Origin of the sequence: Pararhizobium sp. DWP3-4 (genome assembly GCF_049898205.1) — a bacterium.
In the GTDB taxonomy this organism is placed as follows: domain Bacteria; phylum Pseudomonadota; class Alphaproteobacteria; order Rhizobiales; family Rhizobiaceae; genus Pararhizobium.
This window is the reverse complement of sequence record NZ_JAFCXF010000007.1, coordinates 294,595-309,295: the sequence shown is the minus strand read 5'-3', so window position 1 is coordinate 309,295 and position 14,701 is coordinate 294,595. Positions and strand designations below refer to the sequence as shown.

The following is a 14,701-nucleotide window of genomic DNA, read 5'->3' as shown; positions in this document are numbered from 1 at the left end:
TCCTTTGCTTCGAAAAAAACTACAGAACTTATACAACTTTTTTCTGGCGTTGGACAATAACCCTGAAGAACGTTTCTGCGGTCAATCCCGTCGCGCAACCGGCCGTCACCGGCTCGCCTGGCGGTTGTCGTCAAATTGGAAACAGTCCATCTCTAAACCGGAGTCTATTCTCGCCGATACAATCGCCATATGCGGACTGCGTCCGCTGAAAAAAATTCCGACCTCCCAAGACAGGAACAAACCATGACAACCGCCAGCAACTACCGCCAAGCAGATTATCCGATCGAGCCGAGCTTCCTCAACCGTTGGTCGCCGCGCGCCTTTACCGGCGACACCATTTCCGAAACCGAACTGCTGACCATTCTGGAAGCTGGGCGCTGGGCGCCTTCCGCCTATAACTCGCAGCCGTGGCGCTTCGTCTATGCCTTGCGCGGCACCGAACAGTGGGACAAGATCTTCCCGATCCTCAACGAATTCAACCAGGGTTGGGCAAATTCGGCATCGGCACTGGTCATCCTGGTTTCGAAGACCCACTTCGCTGCACCGGGCGCAACCGAAGAAACGTCATCCTACAGCCATAGCTTCGACACGGGCGCCGCTTGGAGCTCGATCGCCCATCAGGCACAGCTGCTCGGCTTCCAGGCACATGGCATGACCGGCCTGCATTTCGACAAGGCGATCGACATCCTCGGCATTCCCGAAGGTTACCGCGTCGAAGCCGCCGCCGCTATCGGCCGCCTTGGCGACAAGACGCAGCTGCCGGAATACCTGCAGGCGCGCGAAACACCGAGCCCGCGGCGTCCGCTTTCGGAAGTTGCCTTCAACGGCACTTTCATCGCCGACTAAACCAAAAAGAAAACCACGCCCTCCAGACGGAAGGCGTGGTTTTGATGGATACGAAATGTGCCGACTCTAACGCAGCAGCGCCGATCAAATGTCGAGATTGGCGACGTTCAGGGCGTTTTCCTGGATGAAATCGCGGCGTGGCTCGACTTCATCGCCCATCAGGCGCGAGAACAGGCCATCGGCATCGGTGGCATCCGGCACGCGAACCTGAAGCAACGAGCGGACGTTCGGATCGAGCGTCGTTTCCCAGAGCTGCTCGGCATTCATTTCGCCAAGACCCTTGTAGCGCTGCATCGACAGGCCCTTGCGGCCGCTGGCGAAGATGGCATCGAGAAGCGCGCGCGGCCCGCTGATTTCGATTGCGCCGTCCTTGCGCTTCAACAGCGGCGGAATGGCATAGATTTCCTTGAGGCGCGGGGTCATCAGATCGATATGACGTGCGTCCTGCGAGCCGATCAGCGCCATGTCCAGCGAGGCGACTTCCTTGACGCCGCGCACCATGCGCTCGAACTTCAGGCCGCCATCGCTGGCGACCGCCACGGCCCAGCCGCGCTCGGTTTCTTCGGCGATCAGGTCCAGCCGCTTGGCCACTTCAGCAGCGGTCGCTTCCGACTGCGCCTGGTTGTTGTTCAGTTCCGGATTGAGAGCGCCGGCAATCGCCGCCTGCTCGACGACGGAGCGGCTGTAGCGCGAATGCAGGGATTCGACCAATGTCCGTAACCGCAGCGCATCGATGATGACTTCGCGCAAATCCTGCCCGACCCGGACTTCGCCGGAACCAAGCTCCAAGGCTGCATCTTCCAGACCGGTGGAGATCAGATATTCCTCCAGCGCCTTTTCATCCTTCAGATACTGCGCCGACTTGCCGCGTGCCACCTTGTAGAGCGGCGGCTGGGCGATGTAGAGGTGTCCGCGCTCGATCAGTTCCGGCATCTGCCGGAAGAAGAACGTCAAGAGCAGCGTGCGAATATGGGCGCCGTCGACGTCAGCGTCGGTCATGATGATGATCTTGTGGTAGCGCAGCTTGTCCGGGTTGAACTCGTCCTTGCCGATCGATGTGCCCAGCGCCGTGATCAGCGTACCGATTTCCTGGCTCGACAGCATCTTGTCGAAGCGGGCCCGCTCGACATTGAGGATCTTGCCGCGCAGCGGCAGGATCGCCTGGTTTTCACGTGAACGGCCCTGCTTGGCGGAACCGCCGGCGGAATCCCCTTCCACCAGGAAGAGTTCGGACTTGGCCGGATCGCGCTCGGAGCAGTCGGCAAGCTTGCCGGGCAGCGAGGAGATATCCAGTGCACCCTTGCGGCGGGTCAGTTCGCGGGCCTTCTTGGCGGCTTCGCGGGCAGCGGCGGCTTCGATCACCTTGCCGACCAGGATTTTCGCGTCGCCGGGATGCTCTTCAAGCCAGGTGCTGAGCGCTTCGTTGACGAGGCTTTCGACGACCGGGCGAACCTCGGAGGAGACAAGCTTGTCTTTGGTCTGGGACGAAAATTTCGGATCGGGAACCTTGACGGAGAGAACGGCGGTCAGGCCTTCGCGGCAATCTTCGCCGGTCAGCGTCACCTTTTCCTTTTTCATGATGCCGGAGCTGTCACCATAGGAAATGATCTGGCGCGTCAGGCCGCCACGGAAGCCGGCCATATGCGTACCGCCGTCGCGCTGCGGGATGTTGTTGGTGAAGCAGAGAACATTCTCGTGATAGCTGTCGTTCCACCACATCGCCACTTCGACGGTGATGCCGTCCTTTTCGCCGCGGATGGCGACTGGCCTGGAGACTAGCGGCTTTTTTGCCCGGTCGAGATAGGCGACGAAGGCCTCGAGGCCGCCGTCATACATCATCTCGGTCTCGCGGATATCGGAATGCCGCTTGTCGGTCAGGAGAATGCGAACACCCGAATTCAGGAAGGCGAGCTCGCGCAGGCGATGCTCCAGCGTTCCGTAATCGAACTCGATCATCGTGAAGGTATCGGTGCTCGGCAGGAAGGTGACTTCCGTACCTGTCTCGCCATTGCTGTCGCCGATCACCTTCAGGGGTGCGTCGGCAACGCCGTGGGTGAAGTTGATTTCGTGGATCTTGCCCTGGCGCTTGATCTTCAGCTGCAGCTTGACCGAAAGCGCGTTGACGACCGAGACGCCGACGCCGTGCAGACCGCCGGAAACCTTGTAGGAATTCTGGTCGAACTTACCGCCGGCATGCAGCTGCGTCATGATCACTTCGGCCGCCGAAATGCCTTCACCCGTGTGGATATCGGTCGGGATGCCACGGCCGTTGTCGGTCACCGTCACCGAGCCGTCGGCATTCAGCGTCACCGTGACGATATCGGCATGACCAGCCAGCGCCTCGTCGATCGCATTGTCCACCACTTCGTAGACCATGTGATGCAAGCCGGAGCCGTCGTCGGTATCGCCGATATACATGCCCGGCCGCTTGCGGACGGCATCGAGACCCTTCAGAACCTTGATGGAATCGGCACCATATTCGGCGCTTGCGCCGGCTTCGGTTTCAGGCAAATCGGTCATTCGGCTATAAGTCTTTCCAGGTTTCGATGCCATGTCTTCGGAGATGAGATTCCGTGCGAATCACCCCTCGATGGCGCTCCCCGAATATAGGGATTTTGTCCATAGTTCCAAATCCCGTGCAGCCTGAAAGCTGCAGAAATCAGGGGATCATCAGAGTTCCTTATCAGGAAAGCGGCCTTTTTCCAAAACATCTTCAAGGATGCGGATGGTTTCGGCGGATAAGCTGCGAATACGGCCTGCAAGCCGGTTGGCAAACGCCGTATGTGCCGCCGGCAGGCCGGATGTATCGAGAACCACTTTCGGGTCGGAGATCGCCGCAATCCCGAACAATTCGTCGGCATCGTCCCAGATCACATTGAAATAACCAGCGACCCTTTGCAGGAATTCAAAGCTCGGCGCACCGCGCTTGCCATGCTCGAGCGCCGAGAGGTAGGCGGGCGACACCCCGATCGCCGCAGCCATCTGCTTTTGCGAGACACCCTTCTGGCGCCGCAGCCGGTGCACCGCTTCCCCGAACGGGGTCATGGCGTACCCCTTGGCCGCGACAGGCGGACATAAAGCGCGCCGTCACCACCATGGTTGCGCGCGGCGGGCTCAAAGGACGAGATCAGCATGCGGAATTCCGGCAGCGAAAACCACATCGGTACCGCCCGCTTGAGGGCCCCGTCGCTGCCGAGCGACGTTCCCTTGCCGGTAATGACGAGCACATGCCGCAGGCCACGATCATAGGCCCGCATCAGGAAATGCAGCAGCAGACCATGCGCCTCGCTCTGAATCATTCCATGCAGATCGATCCGCGCTTCGATCGCCAGATGGCCTTTGGCGAGCTTGCGCTTCACCGGTTTTTCAAGCGGATGATGCACACGCGCTATCTTCTTCGGCGCTTCCGGTGGAGCAAAACCAAAGGCTTCCGCGAGCGACTTGCCTTCCTTGATGACCGGCATCGGCAGTTTTTCCGGCAAGGGTTCGGGTTTGGGCTCGGGTCTGGGCTCTTCGAACTCCGCAAGCTCATCCATGCGTCCCGGGAGTGGGCGGGTGGTGCGGGCAACCTTGCCCCAGAGGATGCGGTCTTCGCTGGTCAGCTTCTTTGTCTTAGCCATGACCGTATCTTGCCGCCGCGGCCTTCGGGATGAAAATGAAGAAATCGGCCTCGTTGCGCACCGCGCCGGCCAGCTGTCCGGCTTCATCACCGGAGCCGGTGAAGATATCGCCGCGCGCGGGACCGACGATGGCCGATCCGGTATCGAGCGCCAGCATCAGCCGCCGGAAGGGACGGCCGCCCTCGATCGAGGTCAGGCTGTCGCTTGAGATGAAAAAGGGAACGCCAAATGTATGGATGAGCCGATCGACGGCCAGCGAGCGGCCGGGCTCCAGCGCCACTTTGGCGGCCGCAACCGGTCCAAGCCCGGAATCATCGACCTCGGCCTCACGGAAAAAGATGAAGGAGCGATTGTGCCAGAGCACCTCATCCGCTTCGTCCGGATGATCATCCAGCCATTGTTTGATCGTTTGCATCGAGACATCAGCGGCTTCGATCTTGCCGCGTTCAATCAGGAGCTTACCGGTGGCGGAAAAATAATGACCGGTCTTGGCCCCATACGTCACCCGCTTCATAGACCCGTCAGGATAGACCAGGCGGGCTGCACCTTGGACATGAGCGAAGAATACATCGGTCTTCGATTTCGCATAGGCGATTTCCAGCCCGCGACCGGCAAGATATCCCTGCTCGATCGCCCTGCGGTCCGGATATTCGGAAATCGTGCCATTCGTCTGCTGCCCAAAGGCAAAATACGGGTCCATGCCGTCAGGACGGTTGTGGTCGCCGATATCAACGAGATCGTCCGGGCGGCGATAGAAGGGGAAGCGAAAGGTCTCGTTCCGTGTCGCACTGACCAGAACTTCGGGCTCGAAGAAAGCCGTCACAAAGCCAGGCTTGCCATCGTGCCGGACGATCTTGAACGGAATGAAATGGTCTTCGAAAAAGACGCGGGCCTCGCCCGCATCCTGCGGCCGGGTGTCTTTCGCCGCTTCATAGGCCGGCATCAGGTCGGCGGTGGAAATGCCCAATGATGCGGTCTTGTGCGGCTTAACCGCAGTGACCTGGCGACGACAGCGCTCAAAGGCTGGCAAAAGCGCGGATGGATCGTCGGTCTGCCAACCGGGAAGGTCGGAAAAATCGACCCGTTGCAAATCGAAATCCATCGCCGCTCGTCCCGTGCCTCATGCCCCGATCAGTTTTCCGATTCCGTCGCGATCAGCTTCCAGTTCGGATCGCGGGAACGGGTATCGCGCGAGAAGGTCCAGAGGTCGTTGACCTCGGAAACTGCTTCGGCATCGCCATCGACGATCGCCCCGGCCTTGTCATAGGTCGCCGAAATCAGCTGGCTGATGATGCGCAGCGTAATGTTGGCTTCGCTGTCCTTGATCTCGGCATGCACCATGTCGGCCTTTTCGATGCCGACGAAGGTGGACTTGACGACTTCACCCTTGCTTTCGCGTTCGGAAATCGCTGCGTCGAAACCATCATAGACGTCGCGGGACAAAAGGCCTTTGAGCGTCTTGCGGTCGCCATCGGCGAAAGCCATCACGATCATCTCATATGCCATCTTGGCGCCATTGACGAATTCCTTCGGATCGAAGGCCGGATCGGCATCGAACATGCGGCGCAGTGCATCGTTCAGCGGCGTACCTGCCTTGGTAAAGGCATCGATCGCCGCATAACGGGAAATCTCTTCGCCGGCACCGTCGCGTCGTGGCAATTGCACCACTTTACCGGAGGCTTCAGGCCCGTCGGCTGCATCGCGCTGCGAATAGGGGTCGACCGGCGGACGTTCGTTGCCGGTCCGCTTGCCCAGAACGCTGCGCAGTTGGAGGAAGATGATCACCGCGGCGACCAAGAAAAACAATGTGATGAAGTCGAAAGAGCCCATTTCCACCCAGAACCGCTGTTAATATGCCGTGCGATCATCCCATATAGTCTGCATGGCACGATCATTCAAATGGCTATATCACTTCTTTGCAATTGCCGGTGCGGTTCGGCTCCATCACTTTCACCTGAGTAGATCATAATGCGCTCCCTGATCATCCCGATCCTTTTTCTGCTGATGCCGATCGCAGAGATCGCGGCCTTCATCGTCGTCGGCCGCGAAGTCGGTGTCGGCATGACACTTCTTCTCGTTGTGGCCAGCGCCGTCGCCGGTGCGGTTTTGTTGCGTGTTCAGGGATTTGGCGTTCTCAGAAAGATTCAGCAGGCTTCGCAAACCGGCACCGATCCGGGCCGGCAACTGGTGCATGGCGTGATGATCGTGATCGCCGGCCTCCTGCTGATCATTCCAGGTTTCATCAGCGACATCATCGGGCTGCTACTCTTTATACCGGCTGTCCGGGACCTCGGCTGGTCCTTCGTCAAGAATCGCCTGACGATTGTCACGACCGGCATGGGGGCTGGCGGACGTGGCTTTTCGCGCGGTCAGGAACCGGACCGTGACGCCGGTCGCCGCGCAGACCCCCGCGTGATCGACCTCGACGACGACGAATTTTCGCGCAGCGATGGCCGGGGCCGCACCGACCCGAACGAGCGTGATCGCCTCAAGTGAACGGCCGCACCGGGTTGTAAGCCCGGGTACGAAATGCTAGATGCCTCACCAAATTTCATGTCCGAAGGAAATGGCCTTATGACCGATACCGCATCCCCGACAAACGGCGCTACCGAGAGCCCGTCCCTGAACATTCTGGCCCAGTACATCAAGGACCTCTCGTTTGAAAACCCGGGCGCTCCACGTTCGCTTCAAGCGCGCGACAAGGCTCCGGCGATCAACATCAATGTCAACGTCAACGCCAATCCTTTGTCGGATGCGGAATTCGACGTCATCCTGACGCTGAATGCAGAAGCCAAGGACGGCGACAAGATGCTGTTCAATGTCGAACTGTCCTATGGCGGCGTCTTCCGCGTCACCGGTTTCCCGCAGGAGCACATGCTGCCGCTGCTCTTCATCGAGTGCCCGCGCCTGCTCTTCCCGTTCGCCCGCCAGATCGTTTCCGACGCGACGCGCAACGGTGGCTTCCCGCCGCTGATGATCGACCCGATCGATTTTGCCCAGATGTTCACCCAGCGCATGGCTGAGGAAAAGGTTCGTTCGCAGGTTTCGACGACCGCGAACTGATCCGCCTTTTCCTGAACGTGAATATTTCAATGCCCGGTTCTCGACCGGGCATTTTTATTTGGCGGCTTCGTATTTGGCCCAGATGGCTTTTGTGCCCATCTGCGCAACAAGCGCTGCATGGGCTTCCGCTTCGCCGCCAGTCAGGCGAGACACAAGCGGATGCGGCCTTTGGCCGGCGATCACGATGACATCATCCAGATCCGACGCCTGGCCGCGATTATCGCTGGAGTGCAGGCCGAAAGTCGTCTGCCGGCCGCCGATCAGCTCGATATAGACCTCCGCCAAAAGTTCGGAGTCGAGCAGAGCGCCGTGCTTCGTGCGGTGCGAATTATCCACTCCGTAGCGCCGGCATAGCGCATCGAGCGAGTTCGGCCCCATCGGATGTTTGCGGCGCGCCAGCGCCAACGTGTCGGTGACCACATCATTGGTGATTGCCGGCAGGCCAAGCCGGGCAAATTCGGCGTTCATGAACCCCATGTCAAAGGTGGCGTTATGCGCCACCCAGCGCGCATCGGCGAAAAATTCTAGCAGCTCATCAACGATGCCGGCAAAGTTCGGCTTGTCCTTCAGCGATTCGTCCGAGATTCCATGGATCGCCAGCGCATCCGGATGCACCTTGCGGTCGCCCGGATTGATATAGACATGGAAGGTGCGGCCGGTCGGGAAATGATTGTCGAGCTCGATACCGCCGATTTCGATGACCCGGTCGAGTTTGTTGTCGAGGCCTGTCGTTTCCGTATCGAAAATGATTTCGCGCATCATGGCCTCTTCTGGCTTGTCAGCCCTTGGACGATCGCCGCCACCTGGTCGCGGGCCGAATCAAGTCCATGGCCCGTATCGATGATGTAATCCGCTTTCGCACGTTTTTCCTGGTCGGGGACCTGACGCGACAGGATGAGAGCGAATTTTTCCTCCGTCATCCCCGGTCTTTTCAGCACCCGCTGCCTTTGGATCTCCGGATCACAGGTGACGACCGCAATCGCATCGACGCGGCTTTCTCCCTTTGTCTCGAACAGAAGCGGGATATCGAGCACGACGAGGGGGGCGCCAGCGGCGCGATGATGATCGAGAAACGTCCGCTCCTTTTCGCGCACCAGCGGATGGACGATCGCTTCCAGCACCTTGAACAGGGACGGATCTTTGGCGAGCTGGCGGGAAAGCTCCGCGCGGTCAACGCTACCCATCGTCGCCGTTCCGGGAAATGCCGCTTCGATCGGCGCCACGGCTTCGTCCTGATAAAGCGCATGCACAACAGCATCGGCATCGTTGACCGGCACACAGATATCCGAAAACATCGCTGCCGTGGTCGACTTTCCCATGCCGATAGATCCGGTGAGCCCGAGAATGATCATGCGTGGCTCGCCATGTCATCGATAATGATCTGTCTTAGCGCCGCATCGACCGTCGGCCGCTTGCCGAACCATTTTTCGAACCCAGGTGCGGCTTGGTGCAACAGCATGCCGAGCCCATCGACCGTGACAAAACCCTGCGCTTCTGCCTGTGCGAGGATCGGCGTTTTCAAGGGAACGTAAACAATGTCGGTCACGATGCTTTGCGCAGCCATGACGGTGAAGTCGATCTGCGGCACTTCCGCCCCATCCATGCCAAGCGACGTGGTGTTGATGAACAGGCCGGCCCCAGCCATCACCTCGGAGAGTGCCTCCAGCGGCTGTGCATGAACCGCCGGGCCGAACCGGTCGGCCAGTTCTTGCGCGCGTGTGGTCGTGCGGTTGACGACATGGATCGTCCTGACACCGCGATCACGAACGGCCTGGATTACCGCGCGGCTGGCGCCGCCGGCGCCGAGAATAACGGCGGTTTGACAGTGGTCCCAGCCAGGTGCGCGTTCATCGAGGTTGGCGCTGAAGCCATGCCCATCGGTATTGGTCGCGTGAACGAGGCCATCCTCGACCCATAACGTGTTGGAAGCGCCAAGCTCGGTGCTTAGTTGATCCGGCCGGTCGGAAAGGGCAAAAGCCCACTCTTTGTGAGGAATTGTAACATTCCCACCAACGAAGCCAGATTCGCCCTCCCTCAAGGAGGTCATGAAATCAGGAAACTCTTCCGGCGGCACAGCGTGAGCCTTGTAGGTTCCCGGCAATCCAAGCTGTTTCAGCCAATATCCATGGATCAGAGGCGAGCGCGAATGCTTGACCGGATAGCCTGTGACGAAGGCGTGGTTAACAAATGTTTCACGTGAATCACGCATCGATCACCCGTAGATCCCTGAGTTTTGCGAGGAGCGGCAGCATGGGCAGCCCGAGAATGGTGAAATAGTCGCCATCGATTTTATCGAAAAGCTGAATTCCCTCGCCTTCGAGCTGATACGCACCGACGCTGGACAAAGCCTTCGTTCCGACGCGTGCGAGATGCGCGTCGATAAAGTCGGGACGCAAAACCCGCACCGACATCCGGGCCGAAGACACATGTCTCCAAAGAATGTCATTGCCGCGCGTCAACACGATGCCGCTGTTCAACTGGTGAACCTGACCGGACAGCGACAAAAGATGATCCCGCGCCTCGTTCATGTCGCGCGGCTTGTGATAGACCCGCGCACCCAGCGACATCGTCTGGTCGGAGCCGATGATAATGCTGCCGGGAAAAGCCTGCCCGACATTGCGGGCCTTGGCTTCGGCCAGGATCAACGCGACCTCTTCCGGTGACGATCCTTGCCGCTCAACCTCATCTTCAATCGCCCGCTCATCAATATCGGCCGCCTTTGCCTGGAAGGCGATGCCGGCATTTTCCAGCAGCATGCGCCGGAACGGGCTCGCCGAAGCGAGGACAAGAGAACCTGTCATTGTCATATATCCTGATTAACCGGATTCGCCTTAACGCAGCCGGGGCCGCAGGGCAACGATTGCTGCGGCGGTTTCCTCGATCGAGCGGCGCGTCACGTCGATCATCGGCCAGTTGTTGCGCGCGCAGATCGAGCGCGCATATTTCAGCTCTTCGGTAATGGAGGCGCGATCGACATAGTCCTCTGCGTGATAACTGTGGGTCGCCGTGCCCAGAATGCGATTCTGGCGAACCTGCGAAATCCGGTCAGCCGTGGCGATCAAACCGACCACCAACGGCTTGGTCGCTTCCATCAACCGGTCCGGCAGGGCGACGCCCGGAACGATCGGGATGTTGGCTGTCTTGATGCCGCGATTGGCAAGATAGATGCTGGTCGGCGTTTTCGATGTGCGGCTGATACCGATCAGCACGACATCCGCATCGTTGAAATCCGCCGGCAATTGGCCGTCGTCATGGTCCATCGTAAAATTCAGCGCGTCGATACGGGCGAAATAATCGGCATCCATCACATGCTGCGCGCCCGAGCGCCGCCGCGAGGTGGCGCCGAGATAGGACTGGAAGAGATCGATGATCGGTTCCAGCACCGAGACGCAAGGGAGCCCCATCTCCTTGCAGGTTACATTGATGATATCGGCAAGCTCGCGATCGACGATCGTATAAAGCACGATCCCCGGCGCGCCATCGACCGCCTCCATCACCTGCATCAACTGCTTGCGATTGCGGATCAGCGGATAGACGTGCTCGAGCGCATGCGCCGACTGGAATTGCGATGCCGCCGCCCTGCCCGCCGCGATCAGCGTTTCGCCGGTCGAATCGGAGATCAGGTGCAGGTGGAAATAGTTTTTCTGGTTCTCCACGCTATTCTCCGAGGGCTGTTGATAAACCGGGACAGCGACAGCTAAGGACCGGCGGGGTTCGAAGGCAAGGGGAAAACCTGCCGGTTATGCACAATCTGGATTCCGGGGAGCGGAATTGCCGGCGCATGTGGAGAAGACTCATCACCCTTGGAAGCCTTGACGTTATCCACAAGCTGTCCACATCCGTCCCAGACCTTTGATGAAGGACGAAGCTTCTGACTCTTCATGGTTTTTTGAAATCGTCCCCGCTCCTATCTGTCGCATGGCAAAATCGGCCAGGAGATTCTATTGAACGGGCCAGCATGTGGAAAAGAGTCGGATGGCCTTTAATCCTCGATAGTCACAGACTCTAAGAAATAGAATCCTTAGATATAGATATCTTTTATAGTGGGAGAACGTGTCCGGTGACTGCGCAAAGCCGAAAGGTGCTACAGGTGTTGAAGGGTGAAACGCTCTCACCTCCCCCAATTTGGCTGATGCGGCAGGCAGGCCGGTATCTTCCCGAATACCGGCAGACCCGAGCCAAGGCCGGCAGCTTTCTCGATCTCTGTTATTCGCCCGATATGGCTGTGGAAGTGACCCTGCAGCCGATCCGGCGATATGGCTTCGATGCAGCCATCCTGTTCTCCGATATCCTGGTTATTCCCGATGCCCTGAAGCGCAATGTTCGCTTTGAGGAAGGGCATGGACCAAGGATGGATCCGATCGACGTTTCGGAGATAGCCACGCTCGACGTTCGCCCCGTATCCGCCCATTTGCAGCCGGTCATGGAAACGGTTCGACGGTTGCGACGGGAGCTGCCGGACGAAACGACACTGCTTGGCTTCTGCGGCGCACCCTGGACGGTCGCCACCTACATGATTGCCGGGCACGGAACGCCTGACCAGGCACCGGCGCGGCTTTTCGCCTACCAGCACCCCGAAGCGTTCGATCGTCTGCTGGCGGTGCTTGCTGAGGTCTCTGCGGACTATCTGGTCGAGCAGATCGATGCTGGCGCCGATGCGGTGCAGATCTTCGATTCCTGGGCGGGTGTTTTGGGCGAAGAGGAATTCCGCCGCTACGCCGTCAATCCGGTGCGCCGGATCATCGACAGTGTTCGTGCCCGCCGGCCGGACGCGAAAATCATCGCCTTTGCCAAGGGCGCCGGAATTCTCTTGAAGGATTACCGGCAGGCAACCGGTGCAGATGCGATCGGCCTTGACTGGTCGGTGCCTTTGTCCTTTGCTGCAGATCTCCAGAAGGACGGCCCGGTTCAAGGCAATCTCGATCCGATGCGGGTCGTGGCAGGCGGACAATCGCTGGATGATGGCATTGACGCGATCCTGCAGAAGCTCGGAAATGGCCCGCTGATTTTCAATCTGGGTCACGGCATTACGCCGCAGGCCAATCCAGACCACGTCACACAACTGGTCGCCCGTGTTCGTGGGACCGGCCGATGATCGAGCGCCAGACGGATATCCAGCCCGGGAAAAAAGCGCGCGCCCGCGCCTTCATCGCGATCGGCCTGTTCGTCGCGCTGCTTGCCGGGCTGTTCGTCTGGCAGCCGGATAATCTCTATCTTTGGATCAAGGCGCTGCACATCATTGCGGTGATGTCCTGGATGGCCGCCCTGCTCTACATGCCGCGATTGTTCATTTACCACACCGATGCAGCGCCCGGCTCCGAGCAGTCGGAAACCTTCAAGATGATGGAGCAGCGGCTTTTGAAGGTGATCATGAACCCGGCGATGATGATCACCTGGGTGCTCGGGCTCTATCTCGCCTGGAGCGTCTACGGTTTTCAGGGCGGGTGGCTGCACGCCAAGCTTCTGCTTGTCGTTCTGTTGACCGGCGTCCACATGCTGTTCAGCCGTGCGGTTAGAGCTTTTGCGCGGGATGAAAACACCCGTAGCGCCCGGTACTGGCGGCTGATGAACGAAGCTCCGACGCTGCTGATGATCCTCATCGTCATCATGGCGGTAGTGAAACCTTTTTGAGCTTTGAGCGTTGAAGAAGGAAACTTCCGGTAATTTCCGTTGCCCCCTTGCGGCGCAACGAGTGAGTCGCTATTTTCCCGCCATCTCCTCTTTCGTGGCATGTGTAAACGTTACGAGCCTGCCCCTTCCGCTGCAGCTCCCCTTACATCAAGCACGCCGACTTTCCTTTCCGATTTCCAAGTGTGGTCCCCTTCATGGCTGAAATGAAGCTACAAGAACTCAAAAACAAATCCGCTACCGACCTGCTGGCATTTGCCGAATCGGTCGAGGTCGAAAACGCCAGTGTCATGCGCAAGCAGGAACTGATGTTTGCGATCCTGAAAATGCTGGCAAGCCAGGACGTCGAGATCATCGGCGAAGGCGTTGTCGAAGTGCTGCAGGATGGCTTCGGCTTCCTGCGCTCGGCAAATGCCAACTACCTGCCGGGCCCGGACGACATCTATATCTCCCCCTCGCAGATCCGCCGTTTCTCGCTGAAGACCGGCGATACGGTCGAAGGCCCGATCCGCGGTCCGAAGGAAGGCGAACGGTATTTCGCGCTTCTCAAGGTCAACACGATCAATTTCGAAGATCCCGAAAAGATCCGTCATAAGGTCCATTTCGACAATCTGACGCCGCTCTATCCAAACGAGCGCTTCAAGATGGAACTCGAGGTTCCGACCTCCAAGGACCTGTCCGCTCGCGTCATCGACCTGATCGCGCCACTCGGCAAGGGCCAGCGCGGCCTGATCGTCGCCCCGCCGCGTACCGGTAAGACCGTTCTTCTGCAGAACATCGCCCATTCGATCACAGCCAATCATCCGGAATGCTATCTGATCGTGCTTCTGATCGACGAGCGGCCGGAAGAAGTCACCGACATGCAGCGTTCGGTGAAAGGCGAAGTGGTTTCCTCGACCTTCGACGAGCCGGCAACGCGACACGTCCAGGTCGCCGAAATGGTCATCGAGAAGGCCAAGCGCCTGGTCGAACATGGCCGCGACGTCGTTATCCTGCTCGATTCGATCACTCGCCTTGGCCGAGCCTACAACACCGTTGTTCCGTCATCGGGCAAGGTCTTGACCGGTGGTGTCGATGCCAATGCCCTGCAGCGCCCGAAGCGCTTCTTCGGTGCCGCCCGCAATATCGAAGAGGGCGGTTCGCTGACGATCATCGCGACAGCCCTGATCGATACTGGCAGCCGCATGGACGAAGTCATCTTCGAAGAATTCAAGGGTACCGGTAACTCCGAAATCGTGCTCGACCGCAAGGTCGCCGACAAGCGCATCTTCCCGTCGATGGATATCCTCAAGTCCGGCACCCGTAAGGAAGACCTGTTGGTACCGCGTCAGGATCTGCAGAAAATCTTCGTTCTGCGCCGTATCCTTGCCCCGATGGGAACGACCGATGCGATCGAGTTCCTGATCGACAAGCTGAAGCAGACCAAGACCAATGGCGATTTCTTCGATTCGATGAACACCTGATCGATCGTCACAATGTTGCGCGGAGCCCAGGTCTATCCTGGGCTTTTGCGTTTCTGCCGGAAATTATCTAGCCGGATTCTT

At 58.9% G+C, this 14,701-nt stretch carries 16 protein-coding genes; 6 read left to right on the top strand and 10 right to left on the bottom strand.

What is annotated here, in order from left to right; genetic code table 11:
• Positions 1-243 precede the first annotated feature (243 nt).
• Positions 244-846, top strand: coding sequence for a nitroreductase family protein (locus ACP7E6_RS19890; RefSeq protein ID WP_426231436.1), 603 nt, complete (start codon positions 244-246; stop codon positions 844-846).
• A gap of 84 nt (positions 847-930) precedes the next feature.
• Here the strand turns inward: ACP7E6_RS19890 and gyrB are convergent, their stop codons facing one another.
• The 5 genes from gyrB to ACP7E6_RS19865 all read right to left on the bottom strand — a co-directional run bounded on the left by gyrB (position 931) and on the right by ACP7E6_RS19865 (position 6,296).
• Complete coding sequence (gyrB, locus tag ACP7E6_RS19885) at positions 931-3,366, bottom strand: DNA topoisomerase (ATP-hydrolyzing) subunit B (protein WP_426231435.1); 2,436 nt, start codon at positions 3,364-3,366, stop codon at positions 931-933.
• A 150-nt stretch (positions 3,367-3,516) separates the two neighbouring features.
• Positions 3,517-3,891: a helix-turn-helix domain-containing protein gene (locus tag ACP7E6_RS19880; RefSeq protein WP_426231434.1), complete on the bottom strand. Its 375-nt coding sequence runs from the start codon at positions 3,889-3,891 to the stop codon at positions 3,517-3,519.
• A complete protein-coding gene (locus ACP7E6_RS19875; protein ID WP_426231433.1) occupies positions 3,888-4,466 on the bottom strand; it encodes a Smr/MutS family protein in 579 nt (192 codons plus the stop codon). Before ACP7E6_RS19875 ends, ACP7E6_RS19880 begins: the two co-directional genes overlap by 4 nt.
• On the bottom strand, positions 4,459-5,568 hold the full coding sequence (mltA, locus tag ACP7E6_RS19870) for a murein transglycosylase A (RefSeq protein ID WP_426231432.1): 1,110 nt from the start codon (positions 5,566-5,568) through the stop codon (positions 4,459-4,461). Before mltA ends, ACP7E6_RS19875 begins: the two co-directional genes overlap by 8 nt.
• Before the next feature lie 29 nt (positions 5,569-5,597).
• Positions 5,598-6,296, bottom strand: coding sequence for a Tim44/TimA family putative adaptor protein (locus tag ACP7E6_RS19865; RefSeq protein WP_426231431.1), 699 nt, complete (start codon positions 6,294-6,296; stop codon positions 5,598-5,600).
• A gap of 138 nt (positions 6,297-6,434) precedes the next feature.
• Between ACP7E6_RS19865 and ACP7E6_RS19860 the strand changes: the two genes are divergently transcribed.
• Positions 6,435-6,962 (top strand): FxsA family protein, encoded by a 528-nt coding sequence (locus ACP7E6_RS19860; RefSeq protein ID WP_426231430.1) that lies wholly within the window; start codon positions 6,435-6,437, stop codon positions 6,960-6,962.
• 78 nt (positions 6,963-7,040) lie between these two features.
• The gene (secB, locus tag ACP7E6_RS19855) at positions 7,041-7,529 is read left to right on the top strand and encodes a protein-export chaperone SecB (RefSeq protein ID WP_426231429.1); all 489 of its coding nucleotides are present in this window, start codon (positions 7,041-7,043) and stop codon (positions 7,527-7,529) included.
• A gap of 54 nt (positions 7,530-7,583) precedes the next feature.
• On the opposite strand, the gene dnaQ is transcribed toward secB, so the two are convergent.
• The 5 genes from dnaQ to ACP7E6_RS19830 are packed head-to-tail and all read right to left on the bottom strand — an operon-like array spanning position 7,584 to position 11,185.
• Positions 7,584-8,288 (bottom strand): DNA polymerase III subunit epsilon, encoded by a 705-nt coding sequence (dnaQ, locus tag ACP7E6_RS19850; RefSeq protein WP_426231502.1) that lies wholly within the window; start codon positions 8,286-8,288, stop codon positions 7,584-7,586.
• Entirely contained in the window at positions 8,288-8,881 is a 594-nt protein-coding gene (gene coaE, locus ACP7E6_RS19845) for a dephospho-CoA kinase (RefSeq protein ID WP_426231428.1), read from the bottom strand. The genes dnaQ and coaE overlap by 1 nt, the downstream gene beginning before the upstream one ends.
• Complete coding sequence (locus ACP7E6_RS19840) at positions 8,878-9,738, bottom strand: shikimate dehydrogenase (protein ID WP_426231427.1); 861 nt, start codon at positions 9,736-9,738, stop codon at positions 8,878-8,880. The genes coaE and ACP7E6_RS19840 overlap by 4 nt, the downstream gene beginning before the upstream one ends.
• On the bottom strand, positions 9,731-10,330 hold the full coding sequence (locus ACP7E6_RS19835; protein WP_426231426.1) for a Maf-like protein: 600 nt from the start codon (positions 10,328-10,330) through the stop codon (positions 9,731-9,733). The genes ACP7E6_RS19840 and ACP7E6_RS19835 overlap by 8 nt, the downstream gene beginning before the upstream one ends.
• Before the next feature lie 30 nt (positions 10,331-10,360).
• Positions 10,361-11,185 (bottom strand): pyruvate, water dikinase regulatory protein, encoded by an 825-nt coding sequence (locus ACP7E6_RS19830; RefSeq protein ID WP_426231425.1) that lies wholly within the window; start codon positions 11,183-11,185, stop codon positions 10,361-10,363.
• A gap of 404 nt (positions 11,186-11,589) precedes the next feature.
• Between ACP7E6_RS19830 and hemE the strand changes: the two genes are divergently transcribed.
• The 3 genes from hemE to rho all read left to right on the top strand — a co-directional run bounded on the left by hemE (position 11,590) and on the right by rho (position 14,620).
• Positions 11,590-12,624 (top strand): uroporphyrinogen decarboxylase, encoded by a 1,035-nt coding sequence (hemE, locus tag ACP7E6_RS19825; protein ID WP_426231424.1) that lies wholly within the window; start codon positions 11,590-11,592, stop codon positions 12,622-12,624.
• Entirely contained in the window at positions 12,621-13,160 is a 540-nt protein-coding gene (gene hemJ / locus ACP7E6_RS19820) for a protoporphyrinogen oxidase HemJ (RefSeq protein ID WP_426231423.1), read from the top strand. Before hemE ends, hemJ begins: the two co-directional genes overlap by 4 nt.
• A 194-nt stretch (positions 13,161-13,354) precedes the next feature.
• Positions 13,355-14,620: a transcription termination factor Rho gene (gene rho, locus ACP7E6_RS19815; RefSeq protein WP_112408863.1), complete on the top strand. Its 1,266-nt coding sequence runs from the start codon at positions 13,355-13,357 to the stop codon at positions 14,618-14,620.
• Positions 14,621-14,701: the final 81 nt, after the last annotated feature.

What these genes read in the sequence shown, in the direction of transcription:
- ACP7E6_RS19890 (WP_426231436.1), top strand. Translation starts at nt 244, where the DNA reads ATGACAACCGCCAGCAACTACCGCCAAGCAGATTATCCGATCGAGCCG.
- gyrB (WP_426231435.1), bottom strand. Translation starts at nt 3,366, where the DNA reads ATGACCGATTTGCCTGAAACCGAAGCCGGCGCAAGCGCCGAATATGGT.
- ACP7E6_RS19880 (WP_426231434.1), bottom strand. Translation starts at nt 3,891, where the DNA reads ATGACCCCGTTCGGGGAAGCGGTGCACCGGCTGCGGCGCCAGAAGGGT.
- ACP7E6_RS19875 (WP_426231433.1), bottom strand. Translation starts at nt 4,466, where the DNA reads ATGGCTAAGACAAAGAAGCTGACCAGCGAAGACCGCATCCTCTGGGGC.
- mltA (WP_426231432.1), bottom strand. Translation starts at nt 5,568, where the DNA reads ATGGATTTCGATTTGCAACGGGTCGATTTTTCCGACCTTCCCGGTTGG.
- ACP7E6_RS19865 (WP_426231431.1), bottom strand. Translation starts at nt 6,296, where the DNA reads ATGGGCTCTTTCGACTTCATCACATTGTTTTTCTTGGTCGCCGCGGTG.
- ACP7E6_RS19860 (WP_426231430.1), top strand. Translation starts at nt 6,435, where the DNA reads ATGCGCTCCCTGATCATCCCGATCCTTTTTCTGCTGATGCCGATCGCA.
- secB (WP_426231429.1), top strand. Translation starts at nt 7,041, where the DNA reads ATGACCGATACCGCATCCCCGACAAACGGCGCTACCGAGAGCCCGTCC.
- dnaQ (WP_426231502.1), bottom strand. Translation starts at nt 8,288, where the DNA reads ATGCGCGAAATCATTTTCGATACGGAAACGACAGGCCTCGACAACAAA.
- coaE (WP_426231428.1), bottom strand. Translation starts at nt 8,881, where the DNA reads ATGATCATTCTCGGGCTCACCGGATCTATCGGCATGGGAAAGTCGACC.
- ACP7E6_RS19840 (WP_426231427.1), bottom strand. Translation starts at nt 9,738, where the DNA reads ATGCGTGATTCACGTGAAACATTTGTTAACCACGCCTTCGTCACAGGC.
- ACP7E6_RS19835 (WP_426231426.1), bottom strand. Translation starts at nt 10,330, where the DNA reads ATGACAGGTTCTCTTGTCCTCGCTTCGGCGAGCCCGTTCCGGCGCATG.
- hemJ (WP_426231423.1), top strand. Translation starts at nt 12,621, where the DNA reads ATGATCGAGCGCCAGACGGATATCCAGCCCGGGAAAAAAGCGCGCGCC.
- rho (WP_112408863.1), top strand. Translation starts at nt 13,355, where the DNA reads ATGGCTGAAATGAAGCTACAAGAACTCAAAAACAAATCCGCTACCGAC.